Consider the following 21,448-nt stretch of genomic DNA (forward strand, 5'->3'; position numbering starts at 1 on the left):
ATCTACATCCTTAAAAAATTTTGACTCCTAGGGCTAAGAATTTCTTGATCTATTTTCACAAATTCAGATCTTTCATAAGCATCCACTGCAGCTCTAGCTATCATTAAAGCATTATCAGAACAATAATTTAAAGGAGCTAGTTTTAATTTTATATGATATTTTTCACACAAGCTCTGCAAACGAGAACGTAAATTTAAATTCGCACTAGCACCCCCAACAATACCAAATTCTTTAAAAGAATATTGTTTAAAAATCTTCTCTAATTTATCTATAATATGTTCGCAAGCAGCCTCTTCAAAGCCATAAGCAATTTCTGCTTTTATATTTTCATCCAAATTTTCATACTTTAAAATTTCTAAACGCACTGCATTTTTAAGCCCTGAAAAACTATAAACTAACTCTTTAGAATGTTTTAGAGGAATGCTAAATTTTATATTTTTATTTTTAGCATTTTTGGCTAAATTCTCTATAATTACTCCTCCTGGATAAGGCAAATTCATCATTTTAGCCACTTTGTCAAAACTCTCTCCAAAACTATCATCACTTGTATTGGCTAAAATTTGAATTTCTTTTTTATTATTGATATAAAGCACCATAGTATGCCCACCACTTACAAGCAAAATTCCCATATTAAAAATAGCCTTTTCCTCTAAAAAAAGACTATAAATATGACCTTTAAGATGATTGATCGCAATTAGGGGTAAATTTAAACCTGAAGCCAAAGTTTTAGCCATGGTTATACCACCAAGCAAGGATACGCTAAGCCCTGGTTCATTTGTCACTGCTATGGCACAAAGCTGATTAAAATAAGATTTACATTGTTCTAAAATACTTGGTAATGCTGCGCTATGAAGTCTAGCCGCAAGTTCTGGAACTACTCCCCCATAAACACTATGCTCAAGTTCTTGAGATATTTTTTTATAAAAAATACATTTTAAATTATCTTTATTAATAATAGCAATAGAACTATCATCACATGAACTTTCTATCGCTAAAATTAAATTTTTCATTCAAATTCCACTAAAATAGAGCCGATAAATTTATCTTTAGTTTTTGCAGACTTTAAGATACTTGGATCTAAATTTTTTGTTTTTTTAATCAATTTTGCATCAATGGTATTTTCTAAAAGTTGTTGTAAATTCGCCCATCTTAATTCATAAAATTCTACACGATAAATTTTACCCGCCATATCCAAAGAATAAGCTTGCTGCATATCTTTTTTATGTATAAAAATATTACTCTCATCTTTACCATGATCAAAACCTATAATATTAACGCGTACTCCTTTGATACTAGGAATTAAAAAATTTTCTTTGACCTTTACTTTGGTACCAAAATGCACGATAAGATCTTTTTGATCTACTTTTATAGCTACCTCATCAAAAGGATCACTAAATTCTAAATACTCAGGATAAATTCTTGTTTGGAAACGATTGCCATACTGAACAAAAAAAGAAGAACCATCAGCAATAACAGCTGTAAGCTCATTGCTTGTATTATAATTTAACTCTTTATTTACCGGAAAAGGTAAATATTTGATCGTTTTTCTTGGATTTTTTAAAGAAAGCAAAATTCTATCATCAAAAAGCTTTACCTCAAGCTCACGATTTATCGCTTCTTTTACACCTTCTGGAGTTAATTCAAAATCTCTTGTAAATTCTATACCTGCTGTTTTTAAGTAATTTTCAATCGCTAAAAGATGATAATACGCTCTTAAATTAACAGGTAAATTCTTACTTGCCTCATTGGCAAAAGCTGCTTTATGATGAGATATAACAAAATAAGTAAGAGCTTTAAGCATTTCTGTGTCGCCTAATTCTTGTGTTTTGGTATTTTTCAGATGATAAGCATGCTTAGGATCAGCCAAAGAAGAATTGACGCTATTAACAGTTTGCGTTGCTATATTTTCAAGATCAGGATATTTACTTGCATTAATTTCACTTGTATCAATTACGCTAGAATTTCCCCACCTTTTAGGATTTTGCAAAGCATCAACATAGGTAGGCTTATAAAATCCCCATCCATCATGAAGATTGATCACCATACTCACTTCAGGTAATAAAATAAGCTCTTTAATACGCTCGATCGTTTTATAATCAGGATCCTTTGGACTAATGCTTGCAAATTTTCGGTTTAAATCGCCATTATTCCCACGAGAACGCTTAATAATACTATCAAAAGCTAAATTAGGTGCTACTATAATTTTTCCCTTGGTAATATTATAATCACTCAAAAGCAAACTTGCAGCATGAAAACCGCCAGGCTCATCGCCTTGAATCCCACCAAAAATTAAAACCGTATTATTATCATCTAAGCTTTTTCCATTTTCTCCTACACTAAATTCTAAAGCAAAAATATTTGTATATAAAAACAATACAACTAAAAAAAATCTCATTAAATACCTTTTAAATATTTCCTTGTTTTATCATCATATTCAAAAACTTCTTCAATACTTGAAATTTTAGGAATTCCAAAATGATCAATAGCCTTAAAAATAGTTTTTGAAATATCTAAAAAACTAGATTTATAATTTAAAAAATTTTCTACTCCAACCTCATTAGCCGCATTAATAATAACACCTAAATTAGGTTCTTTTAAAAATAAATCTTTAAGTTTATAGACAGGATATTTTCTTGTACTTATTTCATGAAATTTTAAACTAGAAAGTTTAACAAAATCAACTGGTTCTAAAATTTTTTCTTCATGAGAAGAAAAAATAGCTTCTGAAATAGCAAGTTTCATATCGGCTCTTGAAAAATATGCCGTAGTAGCACCATTTTTAAATTCACACATTGCATGAACAATTGATTTTGGCTCTATTAAAGCATCGATATTTTTAAAATCATACAAATGATATGCTTCTATAATCTCAAAAAGCTTATTTACCATAGTAGCACTATCTATAGTTATCTTAGACCCCATCGTCCAATTAGGATGTTTTAAGGCATCTTTAGGAGTGGCATTTTTTAAATCTTTAATTTTACTCTTATAAAAAGCTCCACCACTAGCTGTTATATAAAGTTTTTTTATATTTTTTTTATCTTTAAGTAAAAAATTTAAAGCTGAATGCTCACTATCAACAGGGATAATTTTAGCCCCTTTTAAAAAATTTCCTGCTACAACTAAGCTTTCTTTATTAGCGAGGGCGATTTTTTTACCTAATTCTTTTGCTTTAATCGTACTTTTTAATCCTGCAAATCCCACTACAGCATTAAGTAAAAAATCATCTTCACAATTTTGCAAAATCTCTTCTAAACCAGCTTGACCTATAAAAACCTTATCATGCTTTACTAAATGTCTATCTTTAGCATTTTTAATAGCAACAAATTGAGGCTTAAAAATTTGAATTTGCTCATTTAAAAGTTTAATATTTTCTCCGCATGCAAGAGCTGAAATTTTGATATTTTTTAAAACGGCAAGCTTAAGGGCATTTACCCCTATGCTTCCAGTACTTCCAAAAATAATCATAAAAAGCTAACCATAACAAAAGCAGCAATAATCACTGCATCAATCCTATCAAGTAAACCACCATGTCCTGGGATAAGATCTCCACTATCTTTTACTCCCGCTTCTCTTTTAAAATAGCTTTCTAGCAAATCTCCTATAACTGCCATAAAAGCTGAAAAGAAAGAACAAAACAAAGAAAGCCAAAAACCATAGACAAAAATTCCTATTAAGCTTCCAAATATACTAGCAAAAATAAGTCCACCTATAACACCTTCTAAGGTTTTATTAGGACTTGTAGGAGAAAAGGGGGTTTTTCCAATAAGTTTTCCTATAAAATACGCAGCACTATCACAACTTGCAACAATTAAAATCAACCAAAATAAAGCAAACATCCCATGAGTCAAATATATTTGCCAAAGTGCTAAAATAGGTAAACTAGGATATAGATAAATCAGAACAGGTTTTAAATTTGACTTTTTGTATACTTGATATCCTAAAATTAAAAGTGTGGCTAAAATTCCTAAAAACAAAGGTTTTAACATCATAGTGCCCAAAATAAAAGCTAAGACTAAAGGTATAATACTTATTTTTTCTAAATTAAAAAGTTTTTTTGCTTCATTAAAAGCCAAAAATAACAAAATTCCAAAAATAATAAAATTAATAAAAAATTGATCGATTAAAGCAATGATAATCACTGCTGCAACCATCAATAAACCCCAAATAATCCTAGTTGAATTAAACATTTTTTATCCTTTAAATACTCATATCGATATGGTGAATACTTTGCATATCGTTAAAATTTGCTTTTTCTTCATTTTCTTCGTTAGCTTCTTCTTTATCATTTTTTTCTAATTCTTGTTTATGTTTTTTCTTTTTTTCTTCTTGTTCTGCTTTCTCTTTGATCTCTTCTTTTATATCATGAGTTTCATTGACTTTTTCAAGCTTATCAATCACCTTTTCTTCTTCTTTAGTTGCTGCCATATTAAAAGCAGCAGTAACTCCTTCTTTCGCAAGCTCATTACTCGCTTGAGTTGCTGGATAGGCCATATTTTGGTTGATAAAATTCATATTTCCTAAAGGGCTTACAGGCATATTTAATCCTTTATAATATTAATACTTTTAAAATTAACATAATTTACAAATGCTTTTTGCTGAACCTTGACAAAATTTCTTAAAGTATAATCGACCCAATAAGAACCTTTTTTTAACTTTGAAAAACTCACGCAAAGTTTTGCGGCAAATTCTATCACATCTTCACTAATACTTCTCTTGTTTGAAACAATAATCACATGAGAACTTGGAACATCTCTTACATGAAACCATAAATCATCCTTTTTTGTATTTTTTAATAAAATTTCATTTCCTTTTTCATTTTTTCCCACACAAATTTTAAATTCTTGAATATAAAAATAAGCTATATGATCGCTTTCTTTATTTTCATTACTTTTTCTATTGCTTTTTTTTGGTAATAAAATTTCAAGCTCAAATTCATCTTTTGCTTGTCTTAGTAATTCTTTTAAATTTAAAGCAAAATTTAACTTTTGCTTTAAATTATCCCTTTGTATATTTAAATTTCTAGCTCTTTGTTCTAACTTTTTAGCATTTTTATAAAATAAATTAGCACTATCTTTAGGGCTTATTTCGAGTTTAAAATGTATTTTTTTATCTTCAAAATCATTGAGTTCAAATTCTCTTTCATAATCTTTTAAAATACTTAAATTTGCAAATAAAATATCTGCTTTTTTTCTATATTCTAAAGCTTTTTCGATTAATAAATCTTCTTGTTCTAAAGATTTTAAAATTTCATTTAAATTTTGTATTTTTTTATCAATTTGCGCAAGCTTTGAAATCTTAATTTGATGAATTTTATTTTGACTAATAGATTTAAATTTATTAGCAAAATAGAGATTAAAATCAACAATTTTTTCATAATGATCATCCATTTTATAAGGTTTTAATAGTTCCAAAACAATATTGGGCTTTACAATACGATAACTTTTGTCAATATGTCTTAAAGCCTCGATAATCATTTCATTTGCATCTGTAATAATCACGTTAGTATTTTTACCTGTAAATTCAAAATAAATTTTATTTTCATAGCTTTTATAGGACTTATTTGTAAAGGTATGAAAACATAAAATACGATTATCTTGCAATACTTTTACATCTTTTAATAAAGCATTGCTAAAATATTTTTTAAGCATAAAATCAAAAGGAGCATGGTAATTTTTAGCGTTTAATTTAGCGGTATAAATTGCACTATCCATTCGACTCAAATCAAAAATAAATTTTTGTCTATCAAGGCTAAGTTCTAAAACATTATCATTGATACGTTTTATAAAATCAACTTTTTTAAAATTGCTAAAAAAATCTTTTAATTGCAAAAGTTCTGTATATTTCATAAAAAAAATTATAAGATATTTTAGCGAATTTATGGTAGAGTTTTTAAAAAAGGAATAAAAATTTGAAACTTAAAGAATTAAATTGTGTGATTTTGTGTGGCGGAAAATCAAGTCGTATGGGTGAAGATAAAAGTAAATTAAAAATCAAGAATGAAACTTTAAGTGAATTTCAAGTCAAAAAAATGTCGCATTTTTTTAAAAAAGTTTATATAAGCGCTAAAGAAGATAAATTTAACAAGCAATTTTCTCTTATAAAAGATGATCCAAAATTTCAATTTTATTCCCCTATGCTCGCACTATATTCTATATTTTCTTATTTTAAGGATGAATTTGTTTTTATTTTAAGTGTAGATAGTCCCAATATTAGCAAAAATGAAATTTTAAAACTCTATTCCTTTTTAAAAGGAGATTATCGCATTGTTATAGCTAAAACAAAATCTTATAAACACCCTTTATGTGGGTTTTACCATAGCTCTTTAAAAAATTTATGTGAAGAATATTTAAAAAAAAATGAACATAAAATAGGATTTTTGTTTTCTCAAGTTAAGACTAAATTTGTAGAATTTGAAAATGAAAATGCCTTTTTAAATTTAAATTTTTATCAAGAGTATGAAAAATTCAAAAGTGAGTTTAAATGAAAAAAATAATTTTATTTTTCTTGATCTATAATCTAGCTTGGGCTGAAAATTTTGAAGAAGCCATGGAATTTGAAAAAAAAGGTGATTATAAAAAAGCTATGCAAATTTATAAAAATTTACTTTTAAAAGCTCAAAATCAAATGCAAAATCAATCTTTTACTGATGAAAAGTCTGAAAAAATTAAGGTTTCAAATACTCAAACTTTTAAAAATAATCCACAAAAAAAGGAAGATTTTTCTAAACTTGCCTTAGCAAATTATCTTGATGAAAATACAGGTTTTAATCCTCTTGGTATTACAGCTTATAAAATGAATTATTTCTTACCTTTTGCTTATAGTTTTGGATCGCTTGGAAATGATAGTCGCAAAATGGAGACAAAATTTCAACTTAGTATTAAAAAAAGATTATTTGAAAATTTATTTGGACTTGATGAAAAATACTATATAGGTTATACTCAAACTTCTTGGTGGCAAAATTATAAACATTCCTCCCCTTTTAGAGAAACCAATTATCAACCTGAATTTTTTGTAGATTTTCCCCTTTATCTTAAAGATTATCCATTTTTTAATAATCTTCGTTTAGGTGTATTGCATGAAAGTAATGGCAAAGGCGATGAAAATTTAGAATCTCGCTCATGGAATAGAATCTATGCTTCAACTGCTATTTTTTATAAACGCTTTTTATTTGTTCCTAGGATATGGTATAGAATTCCTGAAGAAAGAAAAGATGATGATAATCCCGACATTACACATTATTTAGGAAACTTTGATTTAAATTTAGGATATTTAGGCAAAGATTATTTTGCTAATATAATGCTAAGAAATAATCTTAATTTTCATCGTAATAAAGGCGCTATCCAAGTTGATATAGGATATGATATTTTTAATAATGGAATTTATTGGTATTTACAGTATTTTAATGGCTATGGAGAAAGCTTAATTGATTACAATAAAAAACTGCAAAGACTTTCTACTGGATTTTTAATATCTTATTAAGTGGCGGACAGAGAGGGATTTGAACCCTCGAGACCCGTTAAGATCTGCACCCTTAGCAGGGGTGTGGTTTCAGCCACTCACCCATCTGTCCTTAAAAATAAAAGTAAGATTATATAGTAATTTAAATAATACTTAGCTTAAAATAAAAATTTAAAGACTCATATAAGCTAAAATAAAAGTAATTAAAAATCCCAACGACAAAACAAATAATTGTCTTTTTCTATCTTTCTTATTTGCAAAAAATGTGATTATAAGACCTGAAATATAAAGTAAAAATAAAGTAACTCCAAATCCAATACTCAGTATAGAAAAATACCATAAGCCTTTATCTTTATGCAGCATAATCATATCGCCCAATAAAGATCTAGTATTAAGAGTAATAAGATATTCGTTTTCATTAATGGGTGCTATATTGGCACTATAATGGACTGTACCTATAGTTATTCCCTTATTTTTACTTTTTATAGGCTCAATATTTGATGGAAGTTTTAATTTATTTTCTATAAGATATTCTATTAAAGCCTCCCTTTCTTTGCCTTTTTGTATATATTGATTTAATTTATAAGTTTGCACTTTCAAACCAACATTTTGATTAAAACCTAAAATATAAGTAATTCCTGAAATTGCAAATATCAAAGCGCAAGGCAAGAAAAACAAACTAAGATAAATATGAATTTGTCTAAATATTTTATTTTTGCGAATCATTTTTTTCCAATTTTTAGTTATTTTTGAGAAATTATAAGAAAATAACGTGAATTAAATGTGAAAAAGTACAAATCCCAAAACTAGGATTTGTAAATTATTTTTTATCTATGAATTTATAATTATAAGGAGAAAGATTTTTATCTTCTTTTAACAGTTCTTCTGGAGGATTAATATTAACATCTTTTTCATTCTCATAATAACGCTCTCCTGCTTTATGAGCATTAACATCAACTTTATAATAAAGCTCACCTGGATTTAATTTCTGAATATCTTCAAAACCTAAATTTGAAATTTGAAAATCTTTTATGTTATTTGCATTTGCAATTTCCAAAAGCTTAGCTTGTCCCATTCTTGCCATATCTATAGCTTGAAAAATAATTCTCGAAGCTTCACGTGGATTATGAAAACCTGTTGAATTTTCAGCATTAACAAAATCAACTCTCATTTGAGATTTCCTATGAAGCTCTAAAATATCTTTTAATTCTGCACTGATTTTAGTTTCATCTGGTTTATTATCAATTTGAAATTGCTCCATAGTACCTAATTTTTCACGTAATTTTTTAATATCCATTATAAAGCTTACCAAAGCATATTCAGCTGTTCTTTGCTCTGAAGCAACTATATTTTGTATATCTTTAACTTGATCTCTTAACTCATTTTCACTTTGTTTATGACAAGCTTTACAAGCTGAATTAATATCTCTTAAAGGAGAAGTGATATTGTGCTGAGAAATCTTCTTAGCACCTTCTCTTATATAAGGCATATGGCAATCTGCACAAGTTACACCATTTAAAGCGTGCACGCCACCACTATAAAGTTCGCTTTCAGGGTGTTGAATTTTAATAATTGGCGCCCCTGTAAGTTTGTGTATAAAATCTGCACCAAATATCGTACGAATTTTATCATAGTACTCATCAAACATTTCAATTCTAAATGGCTGCCCTTTTTTCCAATCATCCCAAGGAAAAGTAAGAATAATACCATTAGTTTGTATTTCTTTTGCTTTATTACCATCTCTCCAAAATTCATACTCATCGTAAGTTTTTTGAGTGCCATCCCACCATTTTTTAGAACTATCATCAGCAATACTTTCCCCCATTACTTTAACTTTTTCTCCAGTTGGTTTAAAATAATATTCCACATGACATTGAGAACAAACTAAAGTTCTCATTTCTTCTCTACTTGCTTTTATACCTTGAATAGAATCTTTTTCATAACCTCTTGCTACTAAAGCATTAATAGCAGCTTGGCGGGTTATTCTTAAACTCATATCGCTTGGATTATGGCAATCTGCACAAGTTACACCCATTCTTTTTCCGCCATGTGCTCCAGCATGCTGTGGTGAATTTTCTATAATACCATTAGCCGCAGGAATATTTTTCATCATCGTCCAATAATTTGTAGAATTAAATGCGACAAAGTCTTCTTTAGCAACGTTTTTAATCAACCACGGAGTCCATCCACTATGACAATTCATACAAGCTGTAGGCTGTCCTTTAAAAGCTTTAAATCCATGGGCATTTAAAAAATCTTTATTATTTCTTGCAGTTTTCATTTGATCAATTTGAACCCAAAAATGACCTCTTTCTTCATTAGCATCAATACTAAAAGGATAACCTGCCCACAATATAGTTAATTGAGGAAAACGAATCAATTTAGAATAAGCTAAGTTGCCACCAAATTCAGTAGCTTGCGGCTTTTCTTTTTCAACCTTTAAATACATATCAAGCTGCTCAGGAAAAACCTTACCCCATCTCTCATAATTAGGATCATCATCACTTAACAAAGAAGGATCAGCGCTTATAGCAATTGTATTTTTATTTGCTTCATCTTTCTTTTTTTGTTCAATATCATTATTAAGCCATAAAACACCCAAAATAAGTAAAACAAGAATAATAATACCTAAGCGTAAAATATTTTTTTTCATGACATAATCTCCTTATTAAATTCCATGTTTATGACCCACGTCTTTATGGCAAGAAATACATTTTAAAGAATCATGTGCGTGGGGATTAGTAGTTGCATTAATTGCTGTTTGTGCAAAGTCTGCATGACAATAGATGCAATTTTGCTGTATAATTTCTCGACTTTTATTGTTTGCACTTAAATTTGTAGGAAGTTCATCGAGTTTAAAGGTAAAAGCATAAGCATGGCCTAATCCACTTTGTGCTTTAGCAATCCATTTGGCAAAAAATTCATGAGGTAAATGACAATCCACACAGGTTGCTCTAGGTTCACCTTTAAACTTTTTAGAGTGTGGTCCTTGCATATATTCATTATAAACTTCATTCATAATATGGCAGTTATTGCAAGATTCACTCGCACTACTCAAATAAGATGTGCCTTTTGCATTGTAAAAAGTATAAAAGCCGATAATAAAAAATATAAAAAGCAAAACAAGAAAAATATTAAATAAACTTAAAGTTTTTTTCAACCCTATACTCCTTAGAAAAGTATTTAAATTAAAAAATAACTTGAAATGCTAACGTAAATATTGTTAATAAATATTTAAATATATTTATATTTAATTAATTAAATTATTTTTTATTTTTTATATATTATATTATTTTAGAAATATATTTAATTAATTTAACCATTTAAAATAAAAATCAAAGTTTATTTTATAAGGTCTAAATTTTGTAAATTTGATAAAAAATCGTTGATTTTCAAATGTTAAAATTAAAATAAAAAAAGGAAATTTTCTATGCAAACAACTCCTGATATGTTTTTAAATAGAGAACTTTCATGGTTACGCTTTAATTCAAGAGTTTTAAATCAATGCACAAAATCAATGCCTTTGCTAGAAAGACTTAAATTTATCGCTATATATTGCACTAATTTGGATGAATTTTATATGATACGTGTTGCTGGACTTAAGCAATTATTTTCTGCAGGTGTAAATACAAGTAGTAGCGATGAAATGACTCCTTTAGAGCAACTTAAAGCCATACGTAAATATTTGCATGAAGAAAAAGAATTATTAGAAGAATATTTCAAAGAAATCACTCAAGAGCTTGAAAAAGAAAATTTATTTATTAAGCAATACGATCATTTAGATGAAAATTTAAAGCAAAAATGTGATGAATATTTTTTCTCAAATATATTTCCTGTAATTGTCCCTATAGCTGTTGATGCAACTCATCCATTTCCGCATTTAAATAATCTATCTTTTTCTTTAGCGGTTAAAATTTGTGACAAATCACATCCTGAGCTTATTAAATTTGGAATGGTAAGAATTTCAAGAGTATTACCTCGTTTTTATGAAGTAGTTTCAAATATTTATGTGCCTATTGAAAGTATCGTTCATCAACACATTGAAGAAATTTTTCCTGGCTACAAGCTATTAGCTTCAGCGGCATTTAGAGTAACAAGAAATGCGGATATGGTTATTGAAGAAGAAGAAGCAGATGATTTTATGATGATACTTGAGCAAGGTTTAAAACTAAGAAGAAAAGGTGCTTTTGTTAGACTTCAAATTCAAAAAGATGCAGATGAACAAATAGTTGAATTTTTAAGCACTCATATGAAAATTTTTCACAAAGATGTTTATGAATATTCTACCTTGTTAAATCTTCCTAGAATTTGGCAAATCGTAGGAAATAAAACTTTTACTCATCTTTTAAGTCCCCTTTATACACCAAAAACCTTACCGCCTTTTGATGAAAATTTATCTATCTTTAATGCAATTGATAAAGAAGATATTTTAATCATTCAACCTTATGAAAGTTTTGATCCTGTGTATAAATTTATAAAAGAAGCAAGTCAAGATCCTGAAGTTATTTCTATAAGAATGACACTTTATAGAGTTGAAAAGAATTCAAACATCGTTCAAGCTTTAATTGATGCTGCTAGTGAAGGAAAACAAGTTACAGTTATGGTAGAGTTAAAAGCTCGTTTTGACGAAGAAAATAATTTGCACTGGGCAAAAGCTTTAGAGAATGCAGGTGCACATGTTATTTATGGAATTAGAGGCTTTAAAGTACATGCTAAAGTTTCTCAAGTGATACGCAAACAAGGAGAAAAACTTAAATTTTATATCCATTTAAGCACGGGAAATTATAATGCAAGCAGTGCAAAATTATATACAGATATGAGTTATTTTACTAATAAAGCTGAAATTGCTCAAGATGTAACAAGTTTTTTTCATATTTTATCTGGCTTTAACAAAAATCGTCGTCTTAAAACTCTTTCTATGAGTCCTAATCAAATCAAAGAAAAAATTCTAGAAATGATCCGCATAGAAACCACTAAAGGTGGCGAAGGTGTTATCATCGCTAAAATGAATTCTCTTGTAGATAGTCATATTATAAAAGCTCTTTATGAAGCAAGTTTGCAAGGAGTTCAAATCGATCTTATCGTAAGAGGCATTTGCTGTTTAAAACCCAATCAAGAATATAGTAAAAATATACGCGTAAGAAGCATAATAGGAAAATATCTAGAACACGCGAGAATATTTTATTTTAAACATAGTGAACCTAATTATTTTATATCAAGTGCGGATTGGATGCCAAGAAATTTAGAGCGTCGTTTAGAACTTATGACTCCAATTTTTGATGAAAGAAATAAAGCTAAATTGGCAGAATTTTTACGTTTGCAACTTAGTGATAATACCCTAGCTTATGAATTACAAAGCGATGGAGAATATATTAAAGTTGAGCAAAATGATAAAATTATAGATTCTCAACAAACCTTAGAAGATTATGTTAATAAAATATATCAAACTTTGAAAAAAGATACAGATCAAGCTAAAGCAACACAATTAGCATCAAAATTATTTAAGGAAAATTAATGGTGGAAGCGAGGGGAATTGAATTATCCTTTAAAAATATTAAAAAATAATGCTTAGAATATTTTAATTTTTATTTTGGCTACAAAATGGCTACAGAAAATTAAAATATAAAAATAGGCTGATTAGTCTTTTTTATTTCTTGATTTAGTAAATCTTGTGTTTCAAAATTATACCATATCGTAGGATTAATCATATCCTTTGCAATTTCTACAGCTTCGCTACCACTTCCGAAAATATCTTCTTTATTATCATTGCTTTGCTCGTTAATTACATTAGGATTATCTGCAGTTATATTTTGAACCAGATCTAATATCTTACTTGCTCCACTCAATGTGTTTTCTAAAACATTCAATATTGCCTCAAAGCTTGTCATTTCTTTTGCTGCTTGTGCTGTAGTTTTTGTAAAGTTAGCAGCTAAATTCCAGCTATTATTTGCCCATGTTCCTATAAAATTAACAATATCCCAAACAACACTTAAAATGCTAAAAATTTTATTTCCACTTAAAGAACCTATCGCTAATCCAATACTAACACTTAAAGTTATTCCCATAGCAACACTCTCACTAATACCAAGAAGACCACTAAGCCAAACCCCTTGCCCACCTATCCACCAAGTAGCGACAGCCAAAACAATACTAACAATAGGTGCTAAAAATGACAAAATGCCTTTATTTGATTTTTCATATACATAAAGATAATAAAAATTATCCCATAATGCAAACCATCTATCCCTTCTGCCATAAGGCAAGTTAGAACCTTTCCTATATAAAGGATATATACTAGGACTTATTAAAGTTTCTTTTTTTCCAAAGTTTTTATCCAAAGTTCCAAATGCTATATATGGCTCCTTATAACAGATTAAATTAAAATCTTTATTGATACATAAAGGCGAACCATATTTAAAATTATAATGATTTTTTATTATATTAAAGACAGATAAAAATGGTATTGTCTCATTGACTAAAGCATAATAAGACCCATCACTTTCTCTTGCTTTATCAATTTTTTTATAAGTCTGATAATAAATTTCTACTTTTTGCGTTTTGCAAATATGATTATTTAGATTTTTAAAATCATTGTAAAATTTTTCTATATCAACACATAATTTATTGCGAGAAACTAAACCATTTGTTATTTTTTTCCATTCTGCTTTTACCTCTGGAATATTAAAATCATCCACACTAGGATAAACAAATTGCCCATTTTTATTAAATATTTTCAAAAAAATAACTATATCTGAATTGTTAATCAATTCCTCGTATTGAACATTTTCCAATGCTTTGTTTAAAAACTTTTTGAAATTAATATTTTTATCGATATAATAAAAATTTGGATATCTAAGTGCATCTTTTTTATCAAAAAGCAAAATCAAATCTTCAGGAAAACCAAAATAATAATTGATCTTATTTAAAGTATAATTTGGCTTTATTTCACAGATATCATGATAAATCCCATTTTTATCACTCGGATCTCCTTGATAAGGCTTATACGGATCTTGTCCTACAAAAAATTGATTTAACCCTAAATCATTGTAATTATTTTTATTATAAGGGGCTGTGCTTGGGCTTTTTATATTATATTTTTTGACAATATATGAATTTTTATATAATGGGTGATTGACATTTTTTATTATAGCTCTGCCTTTGCGGATAAGTTGTTTATGCAAAAGTTCTACATACTTATTTACACCAATCATTGCATAAGTAAACCATTGTTTATAAACTTCTTTTGTATCCAACTCTCCTATATTAGCAGGATATGCAGGTTTTAGAGTAAAATTACCCATCAACCTTTTTTCATTAATTAGCATTGCTTTCTATATTTTCTATTTTTTCTTTTACAAGTCTTACAATTTCTTCTGGTATATCAAGTCCGCCTGTGCAGTATCCAAACTGAAGACTTTGCGCAACTTTGGCTGCTTCAATTCTTAGGTTATCATCAATTTGCGCCGTTTGCCTTTGTATTAATTTTGGTTTTGCGAGTTCTGTTTGAGTTTGTGCTTTTAAAAGAGCAACTCTTTCAATATTTAATTCATTTTCATCGCCCTGCAAAATCATAGATAAAGCCGTATTTTGACTTTGTGCTACTATGGTTTGTCCTACACTGACCAAAGCTTGTGCTAAGCTTTGAAATTGCTGGTCATTTCTGATAATATTTTTATCATTGAAATCCTCTAAAAGCTTTTTAAATTCACCAAAAGGAGATTTTTCAGATAAACTCATTTCTAAAACTTGAGGATAAATTGCTTTAAAAGCTTCAAGTCTTTTATTGTAATCAACTTTTGCATCACTCATCATTTAGTTCCTTAATCTTATTTATTTGTATCTCACATTGCTTGTATTTATAAAAAAGTAAAGAATAAGCATTTATAATATCAAGTTCATTTTTTACTTGTGGTTTTTCAAGAGGACTCAGGGTTAATAGCTCTTTTGGAATTTTCACTTTTTGAATTTGTATTTTGCTTACCACTTGTTGCGTTGTCGTCCCACAACCCATCAACGACATTATTAAAAAGCTTAGTAAGATTATTTTCATTGCTTTTGTAAATGTATTTTTTGACATATTCCACCCTTTCTTTAACTTCATTTTTTTGATTATTGCTTTCATTTAAGGCTTTTAGTTCTAGCTCGTGTCTTTGGGTAAGTTCTTTAATTTTTGCTTGATTATTTTTATTAATTTCTAAAGCCAAAGCTAGATCGTTTTGACTTTTTTCTAATTTTGATTTAGTGTTATCAAGTCTTAGATATAAATAACTAGATAAAATAGCCATTAAAACTAAAGCTATATAAAGTTTTATATTGTCAAATAAAAAGTTAAACATTTAATTTTAGAAAGTTAAACTTTCCAACTCCTTTCTAAAAATTATGGATAAGTCCATCTGGCTTTTTTGCCTCTAGTGTCAATATGCACAAAACCACCAAAAGGATTTTCAAAATTATTTTTTATAGCAATTCCAAAAGGTTTATCGCCATATTTTTCTAAAACGTATTGATACACATCTTCAGTTTTAACACCTTCAACTATAAAATCAGCCGCACTGCCGATGGTGTGTTGGCTTTTAGCAGCTCCACATACTTTTGTATTGTGTTCTTTACAGCGATAACCACTGTTTATAATAATAGGAGCATTGTAATGCTCTCTTATTTCACAAAGCACATCAACTAATTCATCACTTGGAACGCCTTTTGGTAATTCGCATTTGCCACATTTGCACTTAAATTCGTCTTCTTTAAAGTATTTATTTTTTTTCATTAGTTAGCTCCTTGTTGTTGATTTAAATATGCATTTTAAAAAGTGAAAAGTGTTACAGGCATGGTAAAAAACAAAGCTTTTAAATTTAGAACATCCAAGCAATAGCATTGCTTCTTTTAAAGCAAGATCAGCAAGTTTGTAATCCTTTCTTGAATTTGCTTTTTCGCATAGGTAATCGTGTATCACACAAGCACTAAAATACTCACTTTTATAAGGCGGAAATAAAGACCAAAAAAGACGTGGGATACTTGCACCATCGGTTTTAAAACCTTTTGGAATAAGTCCTTTAAAACTTGGTAATACGAAAACATAATCCAAAACTACTTCAAACCTGTCTTTATCATAAGGTTTTACACATACTCTTTTTAGCTCTGTTTTCATACCTTTTCCCTTGCCATTTTTCTTAATTCCTTGTTTTCATAATGTCTAATTTCATATTTAAGCTCATCTATATTTTTATTTAAATCATCAAGTTTGCTTCCGATGATTTTAGAATGCAAATCAATTAATTTATTGGAACTTTCAAGCTGTTGTCTAGAATTTTCAAGTTGAGATTCTGAAATTTTATTATTGATCTGCATTTCTTTTAAAATATTTCCCTGAATTTCATTATTTCTTTTTTGAGAATGCTTAATTTCTGTAAAAATATTTTGCGTTCTATCTACTCTCTCAAATAATTTATAAGAGACATAAAAAGCACCTGCACTAACAAAGGTTAATAAGGTTACAATCCCACCTTTTTCCAAAGCAGAAACATATTCCATCATTTTTTTAAACTCCTAATTTCAAGTTTTAGCTCATCCAAAATTTCTTTAAAAGAGTCAAGTTTTTCAAGCATCTTCTCTTTATCTTTTGCACAATCCTCCATACGCCCCTTAAAAAGTCTATAATTAATTACTAGACTTAATAAAAAAATGACAAATAAAGAACCAAAAGGCGTAAGAGTTTCAACATCTCTGGCAAAATTAGTCAGCATGGTAGAATTAAAATCCATTATCAATCACTCCAAACTATACTTTCCAATTCTTCTAAAGTTTTAGCCTGTTCTATCTTGTCTTGCAAACCTTGTCGCTTTCCTATAAGCCCACCAATTGCTTGTCTATACAAAGTAGCCTTTAGGATAGCTTTATCGCATAAGTCTTTTAAATTCATACCTCTTGAAATTGAAATTGCTTTCATAGTGGGGCACACATTGTCATCAGAATAACCATTTTTTTTATATTCTAAACTTTCTCTTTCTTGTGTTTCAAATGTTAGCATTTCTGTTACTGGTATATATTCTTTTTGCACTTGACTAATAGAAATTTCATAAGACTGATTTATTTTAATTAACTTTAAATTTTTCATTTCAATTAACAACTCATTATCTTGCAATACTATTGGTAAATATTGTTTAAGCAATTCCAACTCATTATTAGCTAAACAATATTCTTTAACAAAGTTAGTTCCTGCTTGTATCTCTTCAGGTGTAATGTTATCAATATATATTGTATTATTTTGATTAGATTTATCTATATCAATTTTTAAATTTCTAGTTAATAAAGCTAATTCAGTTTTAGTTTCAATAGCCCATTTTATAACATTAATATTTAATTTTCCTTGGTCTGATAAAGTTTTTTTTGCTATTAACATATTTAATATCCTTTATAAAAATTTATAAATCCGTTGATATATAACCTGAACTAGTCCATTGTCTAGGTGTTTGTGAATATTTATTTGTATATGTGCCATTCATAGTTATATTTGGATTATCTACAACACCTCCACCATCTACTTGTATGCCATTTTTATAAGTTCCACTAATTTCATTACCTGTTTGCCACCATACAGAACCGATTTGTCCGTTTGTTGCTGCTCTTATAGCTACACCATTTATTTTATTATTACTTTTAAATTTTACATTCTTACCAAACTGACACTTTCCATTACCTACGCTTAGATCAAAAAAAAGTTCATTCTCTGAAAAATTATTTACGATATTAACTGTGTCAAGAACTAAGAGACCTTCTGTTAATGTTATAGCACTATAACCATTTGCATTTATATTTAAATTATATAAATCAACAAAAGAGCTAATATATATTGCCGAGTTATTTATTGATTTAGATGTTATAGTTAAATCATGTATTGAAACTCTACTTAGTGTTTTAATACCCCAAAATCCCCAATTTTTATTATTTAAATCTATAATAAGCTCATCCGATATACCATTTTCACCTTTTATTTCTATGAAAACATTAGGTATATTAATAATTATAGGTTTATTAATAATATAACCATTTTTAATTTTTAAAATTGCATAAAACTTTCCATTTACACTACAATATTTAGATATTTCATCTAAAGCTTTATCTATATCATCAAAATTACCTCCATTGCCCACTATCCATTCTAAATTTTGAGTTAAAAGCTTAGCTTTTAAATTAAGTTCTGTTTCTAATTTTGCTATTTTTTCGCCTTGTTCTGTTTTAGCCTCTTCGATTTTAGTTAAAGCTTCGGTCTTTTTATTTGTTAGCTCTGTAATTGAAGCATTTTTGCTTTCATCAATATTGCTTAATGCTGTATCTTGTAGATTTGTAATTTCGGTTATGGCTGTATCTTTAACACCTTTTACTTCTTGTAAAGCTTCTTCCTTTTTGCTATCTAAAGCTTCAATTATTTGTGCGTTTTTAGCATTTAAGACATCTAAAGCACCCTCGTATTTGCCTCTTAATTCTTGTAAATTTAAAGACGCTGTATTTAAATCATTTGCAATTTGCTCTAAATTATCTGCCATTTTTACTCCTTATAACTTAATTTAATAATCTCTTTATCTATTAAAACTTTTTCCAATGAAAATAAATGAGAATAGATTCCCCCTAAATTATTTTGAATGAGCTTTTCAAAAATTTGTGTATTTTCCTGTGTTTTTTGCTCTATAGCTTCAATGCTTTGTTGGCTAGTATTTTCTATTTCTTCGACACTTTGCGTTTTGCTGTTTTCTATGTCTTTAATACCTTGCGTTGTGGCATTTTCTATAGCCTCTACTTTGCCATCAAACACACTTTCTTTTTCTTTGGTGTAATCATTTATTTTTTGTATAGCCGCTTCACCCTCATCAAAAACCGCTTTTATTTTTTGCGTTGCATTGGTGTTGAAATCATTTGTTTTTTCTTGAAATTCAGTTTTAAAATTTTGAGTTAATGTTTCCAGTAATACTTTTGCATCAATAATTGTTTTTTCTATGGCATTTTTTTGAGCTAAAATTCCACTTGTTTCATCTGTAATTTGATCTGCAACTTTTTGCATTTCTTTTAAAATATTTTCTTTTTGCTCTTGAATATAAGTCTCAATCAAAGCTTTATCATTGGCAAGTTCAACTCTAGCAACTTCTAAAAGCCTTCCTAGATCTTCATTTGCAATTTTTGCTCTTTCTAAGAAATTTGTTAAAGCAGAATCAACAGTATTTTTTGAATTTTCATATAAGGTTTGTATTTGCTCTTTTAAAAGTTCAATTTGACTTATTTTTGTATCAATATTAGTTTTAATCTCATTAGATTTTAAATCGAGATCTGATTTTAATCTTTCATTATAGCTTTTCAGATCAACTTTTAAATTATCTATTTGATTTTTAAAATCTTTAACGATCTGTGTGTAACTTGCCATATCATTAGCAAATTCCCTAGAAGCCTCAACAGCTTCATTTAAATCATTTATCATTGTTTTTGATTCATTGATTAAATCTATAGCCTTTTGTATATCTTCATATTTCCCTACTATTTCATCTTCTAATTTTTCACAACGCTTTAAAATTTCTATCATGTTTTGATTTAAACGTTGATTTTCAAAAAGAATAGTATTGATTTTATTTTTGATTGAAGATTCAGCTTTGCATACGATTTCACAAACTTCAGCTTTTACATTTTTAAAATCATTACTGATTGCTATAATTTCATTTTTAGTAGCTGTAATATTTGAAACTAGATTATTGACAAGATTTATCGAATCGTGCAAATCTTCTTTAATATCTTGTGCGCGTTCTAATTCTTCTAAGATTTGTTCTTTTAAATTGATACAAAGCTTTAGATATTCTTTAACAAGATTTTTATTTTTTTCTACATCCAAAAGACCTGCTTCAAAATCTTGTGCTACGCTATAATAATTTTTAAGCTCATTTTGTATAGCTTCAAACTTTTGATTAAACTCTAAAAGTTTGGGATATTTTTCATTTGCAGAACTTAAAATCTCATTTATTTTGTTTTGAATTTTATTAATTTCACTATAAATTTCTTTAATCTCGTTTGATTTCTTTTCAATATTAGCACTTATTGTTTCTATTTTAGAGCTTTCATTTTCTACAAAATCAGCATTGTAAGATATCTCATTACCTTGTTTTACGATAATATTTTTAAGTTCTAATATTTTGTTATAAAAATCATTAACTTGTTCTTTAAGCCCTACTATCTCTTCAATACGAGTATTATCAAGTGCATTAGCTACTAATGAAATTCTCTCTAAAACTTGATTGATAATTGCAAGTTTTTCCTTGCCTGTTTTTAATGCATTTAAGCTTGTCACAACTCATCCTTAAAAAAATCACTATCTTTTATTCTTTTTTCACAAAAAAATAATAAATCATCCATAGCCAAAAGCCATTTCTTATCATCTAAATACGCTATAAAATCAGCACTATCTATACTTTGCAAATAATCTTTATAATTTAAAGCTCGGTTAAATGTTTTTGTAAAATCACAACCATTCTCTCTCATCATCAAGCTCCTTACCATCATTTGCAATATATTCATTAATGATATTATTGCAAAGCATTAAAAAATCTTTCTCTTCGCATCTTGATGCTAAATAACAAACATAATTAACCACAGCAAAAGCAAGACTTTCATCTATCATTAAATGTTCGCTTTCATTGCTAAAATCTGGCTCATCTGGAATGATAATAAAATGATTATTTCTCACCTGTCTAAAAATTCTTTGATCTTCTTCCACATTTCTCAAAAGAACGCTAGGTTCACATTTAGAACAGATGTAATAAAAGCTTTCCATAAAGTAAGCTTTTAGCACATCATCATCTTCTATCATTTTATAAGAGTTTTTGACCTTAGCAATGACTAAATTTTTAGCATCAACACATCGCATTATTTGTTTTCAGTTTGTTTTTTGCCTCTACCTTTGGTGGAGTTTTGTTTGTTAATAAGATCTTCTAAATCTTTATTGTCCGAATTT

At 28.2% G+C, this 21,448-nt stretch carries 25 protein-coding genes and 1 tRNA gene; 3 read left to right on the forward strand and 23 right to left on the reverse strand.

All coding sequences use genetic code 11. From position 1 onward, the window contains the following. Positions 1-2 precede the first annotated feature (2 nt). Genes tsaD through CMOL_RS04990 form a run of 6 tightly spaced genes read right to left on the reverse strand, consistent with a single transcriptional unit; the run spans position 3 to position 5,849 of the window. A complete protein-coding gene (gene tsaD, locus CMOL_RS04965; protein WP_239819952.1) occupies positions 3-1,010 on the reverse strand; it encodes a tRNA (adenosine(37)-N6)-threonylcarbamoyltransferase complex transferase subunit TsaD in 1,008 nt (335 codons plus the stop codon). Further along, positions 1,007-2,395: a peptidoglycan D,L-carboxypeptidase Pgp1 gene (pgp1, locus tag CMOL_RS04970; protein WP_239819953.1), complete on the reverse strand. Its 1,389-nt coding sequence runs from the start codon at positions 2,393-2,395 to the stop codon at positions 1,007-1,009. The genes tsaD and pgp1 overlap by 4 nt, the downstream gene beginning before the upstream one ends. After that, entirely contained in the window at positions 2,395-3,468 is a 1,074-nt protein-coding gene (gene dxr / locus CMOL_RS04975) for a 1-deoxy-D-xylulose-5-phosphate reductoisomerase (RefSeq protein WP_239819954.1), read from the reverse strand. Before dxr ends, pgp1 begins: the two co-directional genes overlap by 1 nt. Then, on the reverse strand, positions 3,465-4,190 hold the full coding sequence (locus CMOL_RS04980; protein ID WP_239819955.1) for a phosphatidate cytidylyltransferase: 726 nt from the start codon (positions 4,188-4,190) through the stop codon (positions 3,465-3,467). The genes dxr and CMOL_RS04980 overlap by 4 nt, the downstream gene beginning before the upstream one ends. Positions 4,191-4,200: 10 nt before the next feature. Then, positions 4,201-4,539, reverse strand: coding sequence for a hypothetical protein (locus CMOL_RS04985; protein WP_200280646.1), 339 nt, complete (start codon positions 4,537-4,539; stop codon positions 4,201-4,203). Positions 4,540-4,541: 2 nt separating this feature from the next. After that, complete coding sequence (locus CMOL_RS04990) at positions 4,542-5,849, reverse strand: NFACT RNA binding domain-containing protein (protein WP_239819956.1); 1,308 nt, start codon at positions 5,847-5,849, stop codon at positions 4,542-4,544. A gap of 62 nt (positions 5,850-5,911) precedes the next feature. Here CMOL_RS04990 and CMOL_RS04995 point away from each other — a divergent pair, with 62 nt between their 5' ends. Both CMOL_RS04995 and CMOL_RS05000 read left to right on the forward strand, forming a co-directional pair. After that, entirely contained in the window at positions 5,912-6,487 is a 576-nt protein-coding gene (locus CMOL_RS04995; protein ID WP_239819957.1) for a molybdenum cofactor guanylyltransferase, read from the forward strand. Then, a complete protein-coding gene (locus CMOL_RS05000; RefSeq protein ID WP_239819958.1) occupies positions 6,484-7,482 on the forward strand; it encodes a phospholipase A in 999 nt (332 codons plus the stop codon). Before CMOL_RS04995 ends, CMOL_RS05000 begins: the two co-directional genes overlap by 4 nt. A gap of 1 nt (position 7,483) precedes the next feature. Here the strand turns inward: CMOL_RS05000 and CMOL_RS05005 are convergent. From CMOL_RS05005 to nrfH, 4 genes are all read right to left on the reverse strand, one after another. Then, positions 7,484-7,573: transfer RNA gene (locus CMOL_RS05005), tRNA-Ser, on the reverse strand. 59 nt (positions 7,574-7,632) lie between these two features. Then, on the reverse strand, positions 7,633-8,187 hold the full coding sequence (locus CMOL_RS05010; RefSeq protein WP_239819959.1) for a hypothetical protein: 555 nt from the start codon (positions 8,185-8,187) through the stop codon (positions 7,633-7,635). A 94-nt stretch (positions 8,188-8,281) separates the two neighbouring features. After that, complete coding sequence (locus CMOL_RS05015; RefSeq protein WP_239819960.1) at positions 8,282-10,114, reverse strand: ammonia-forming cytochrome c nitrite reductase subunit c552; 1,833 nt, start codon at positions 10,112-10,114, stop codon at positions 8,282-8,284. A gap of 15 nt (positions 10,115-10,129) precedes the next feature. Next, a complete protein-coding gene (gene nrfH, locus CMOL_RS05020) occupies positions 10,130-10,621 on the reverse strand; it encodes a cytochrome c nitrite reductase small subunit (protein ID WP_239819961.1) in 492 nt (163 codons plus the stop codon). Positions 10,622-10,891: 270 nt separating this feature from the next. Between nrfH and CMOL_RS05025 the strand changes: the two genes are divergently transcribed. After that, the gene (locus tag CMOL_RS05025) at positions 10,892-12,976 is read left to right on the forward strand and encodes an RNA degradosome polyphosphate kinase (protein ID WP_239819962.1); all 2,085 of its coding nucleotides are present in this window, start codon (positions 10,892-10,894) and stop codon (positions 12,974-12,976) included. Positions 12,977-13,076: 100 nt separating this feature from the next. Here the strand turns inward: CMOL_RS05025 and CMOL_RS05030 are convergent, their stop codons facing one another. The 13 genes from CMOL_RS05030 to CMOL_RS05090 are packed head-to-tail and all read right to left on the reverse strand — an operon-like array spanning position 13,077 to position 21,361. Next, positions 13,077-14,786 carry a hypothetical protein gene (locus CMOL_RS05030; RefSeq protein ID WP_239819963.1) on the reverse strand — a complete coding sequence of 570 codons (1,710 nt, stop codon included), beginning with the start codon at positions 14,784-14,786 and terminating at the stop codon, positions 13,077-13,079. Continuing rightward, positions 14,776-15,270 (reverse strand): hypothetical protein, encoded by a 495-nt coding sequence (locus CMOL_RS05035; RefSeq protein WP_337200238.1) that lies wholly within the window; start codon positions 15,268-15,270, stop codon positions 14,776-14,778. The genes CMOL_RS05030 and CMOL_RS05035 overlap by 11 nt, the downstream gene beginning before the upstream one ends. After that, positions 15,263-15,481, reverse strand: a complete 219-nt coding sequence (locus tag CMOL_RS05040; protein ID WP_239819965.1) for an Rz1-like lysis system protein LysC — start codon at positions 15,479-15,481, stop codon at positions 15,263-15,265. The genes CMOL_RS05035 and CMOL_RS05040 overlap by 8 nt, the downstream gene beginning before the upstream one ends. Beyond that, positions 15,378-15,797: a hypothetical protein gene (locus tag CMOL_RS05045; RefSeq protein WP_239819966.1), complete on the reverse strand. Its 420-nt coding sequence runs from the start codon at positions 15,795-15,797 to the stop codon at positions 15,378-15,380. The genes CMOL_RS05040 and CMOL_RS05045 overlap by 104 nt, the downstream gene beginning before the upstream one ends. Before the next feature lie 41 nt (positions 15,798-15,838). After that, positions 15,839-16,228, reverse strand: a complete 390-nt coding sequence (locus CMOL_RS05050) for a D-Ala-D-Ala carboxypeptidase family metallohydrolase (RefSeq protein ID WP_239819967.1) — start codon at positions 16,226-16,228, stop codon at positions 15,839-15,841. Positions 16,229-16,231: 3 nt separating this feature from the next. Beyond that, positions 16,232-16,609 carry a DUF1353 domain-containing protein gene (locus tag CMOL_RS05055; protein WP_239819968.1) on the reverse strand — a complete coding sequence of 126 codons (378 nt, stop codon included), beginning with the start codon at positions 16,607-16,609 and terminating at the stop codon, positions 16,232-16,234. Next, positions 16,606-16,995 carry a hypothetical protein gene (locus CMOL_RS05060; protein WP_133401921.1) on the reverse strand — a complete coding sequence of 130 codons (390 nt, stop codon included), beginning with the start codon at positions 16,993-16,995 and terminating at the stop codon, positions 16,606-16,608. The genes CMOL_RS05055 and CMOL_RS05060 overlap by 4 nt, the downstream gene beginning before the upstream one ends. Continuing rightward, on the reverse strand, positions 16,992-17,222 hold the full coding sequence (locus CMOL_RS05065; protein WP_239819969.1) for a hypothetical protein: 231 nt from the start codon (positions 17,220-17,222) through the stop codon (positions 16,992-16,994). Before CMOL_RS05065 ends, CMOL_RS05060 begins: the two co-directional genes overlap by 4 nt. 2 nt (positions 17,223-17,224) lie before the next feature. Continuing rightward, positions 17,225-17,860 (reverse strand): hypothetical protein, encoded by a 636-nt coding sequence (locus tag CMOL_RS05070; RefSeq protein WP_239819970.1) that lies wholly within the window; start codon positions 17,858-17,860, stop codon positions 17,225-17,227. Between the two features lie 22 nt (positions 17,861-17,882). Next, a complete protein-coding gene (locus tag CMOL_RS05075) occupies positions 17,883-19,004 on the reverse strand; it encodes an ATP synthase subunit B family protein (RefSeq protein WP_239819971.1) in 1,122 nt (373 codons plus the stop codon). A 2-nt stretch (positions 19,005-19,006) separates the two neighbouring features. Next, positions 19,007-20,785, reverse strand: coding sequence for a hypothetical protein (locus tag CMOL_RS05080; protein ID WP_239819972.1), 1,779 nt, complete (start codon positions 20,783-20,785; stop codon positions 19,007-19,009). Continuing rightward, on the reverse strand, positions 20,782-20,976 hold the full coding sequence (locus CMOL_RS05085) for a hypothetical protein (RefSeq protein ID WP_239820758.1): 195 nt from the start codon (positions 20,974-20,976) through the stop codon (positions 20,782-20,784). Before CMOL_RS05085 ends, CMOL_RS05080 begins: the two co-directional genes overlap by 4 nt. Then, complete coding sequence (locus CMOL_RS05090; protein WP_239819973.1) at positions 20,957-21,361, reverse strand: hypothetical protein; 405 nt, start codon at positions 21,359-21,361, stop codon at positions 20,957-20,959. Before CMOL_RS05090 ends, CMOL_RS05085 begins: the two co-directional genes overlap by 20 nt. Between the last annotated feature and the right edge of the window lie 87 nt (positions 21,362-21,448).

This window comes from Campylobacter sp. RM10537, assembly GCF_022369435.1.
In the GTDB taxonomy this organism is placed as follows: domain Bacteria; phylum Campylobacterota; class Campylobacteria; order Campylobacterales; family Campylobacteraceae; genus Campylobacter_D; species Campylobacter_D molothri.

Coding starts and splice junctions, on each gene's coding strand:
- tsaD (WP_239819952.1), bottom strand. CDS start 1,010: ATGAAAAATTTAATTTTAGCGATAGAAAGTTCATGTGATGATAGTTCT.
- pgp1 (WP_239819953.1), bottom strand. CDS start 2,395: ATGAGATTTTTTTTAGTTGTATTGTTTTTATATACAAATATTTTTGCT.
- dxr (WP_239819954.1), bottom strand. CDS start 3,468: ATGATTATTTTTGGAAGTACTGGAAGCATAGGGGTAAATGCCCTTAAG.
- CMOL_RS04980 (WP_239819955.1), bottom strand. CDS start 4,190: ATGTTTAATTCAACTAGGATTATTTGGGGTTTATTGATGGTTGCAGCA.
- CMOL_RS04985 (WP_200280646.1), bottom strand. CDS start 4,539: ATGCCTGTAAGCCCTTTAGGAAATATGAATTTTATCAACCAAAATATG.
- CMOL_RS04990 (WP_239819956.1), bottom strand. CDS start 5,849: ATGAAATATACAGAACTTTTGCAATTAAAAGATTTTTTTAGCAATTTT.
- CMOL_RS05000 (WP_239819958.1), top strand. CDS start 6,484: ATGAAAAAAATAATTTTATTTTTCTTGATCTATAATCTAGCTTGGGCT.
- CMOL_RS05010 (WP_239819959.1), bottom strand. CDS start 8,187: ATGATTCGCAAAAATAAAATATTTAGACAAATTCATATTTATCTTAGT.
- CMOL_RS05015 (WP_239819960.1), bottom strand. CDS start 10,114: ATGAAAAAAAATATTTTACGCTTAGGTATTATTATTCTTGTTTTACTT.
- CMOL_RS05025 (WP_239819962.1), top strand. CDS start 10,892: ATGCAAACAACTCCTGATATGTTTTTAAATAGAGAACTTTCATGGTTA.
- CMOL_RS05030 (WP_239819963.1), bottom strand. CDS start 14,786: ATGCTAATTAATGAAAAAAGGTTGATGGGTAATTTTACTCTAAAACCT.
- CMOL_RS05035 (WP_337200238.1), bottom strand. CDS start 15,270: ATGAGTGATGCAAAAGTTGATTACAATAAAAGACTTGAAGCTTTTAAA.
- CMOL_RS05040 (WP_239819965.1), bottom strand. CDS start 15,481: ATGTCGTTGATGGGTTGTGGGACGACAACGCAACAAGTGGTAAGCAAA.
- CMOL_RS05045 (WP_239819966.1), bottom strand. CDS start 15,797: ATGTTTAACTTTTTATTTGACAATATAAAACTTTATATAGCTTTAGTT.
- CMOL_RS05050 (WP_239819967.1), bottom strand. CDS start 16,228: ATGAAAAAAAATAAATACTTTAAAGAAGACGAATTTAAGTGCAAATGT.
- CMOL_RS05055 (WP_239819968.1), bottom strand. CDS start 16,609: ATGAAAACAGAGCTAAAAAGAGTATGTGTAAAACCTTATGATAAAGAC.
- CMOL_RS05060 (WP_133401921.1), bottom strand. CDS start 16,995: ATGATGGAATATGTTTCTGCTTTGGAAAAAGGTGGGATTGTAACCTTA.
- CMOL_RS05065 (WP_239819969.1), bottom strand. CDS start 17,222: ATGGATTTTAATTCTACCATGCTGACTAATTTTGCCAGAGATGTTGAA.
- CMOL_RS05070 (WP_239819970.1), bottom strand. CDS start 17,860: ATGTTAATAGCAAAAAAAACTTTATCAGACCAAGGAAAATTAAATATT.
- CMOL_RS05075 (WP_239819971.1), bottom strand. CDS start 19,004: ATGGCAGATAATTTAGAGCAAATTGCAAATGATTTAAATACAGCGTCT.
- CMOL_RS05085 (WP_239820758.1), bottom strand. CDS start 20,976: ATGAGAGAGAATGGTTGTGATTTTACAAAAACATTTAACCGAGCTTTA.
- CMOL_RS05090 (WP_239819973.1), bottom strand. CDS start 21,361: ATGCGATGTGTTGATGCTAAAAATTTAGTCATTGCTAAGGTCAAAAAC.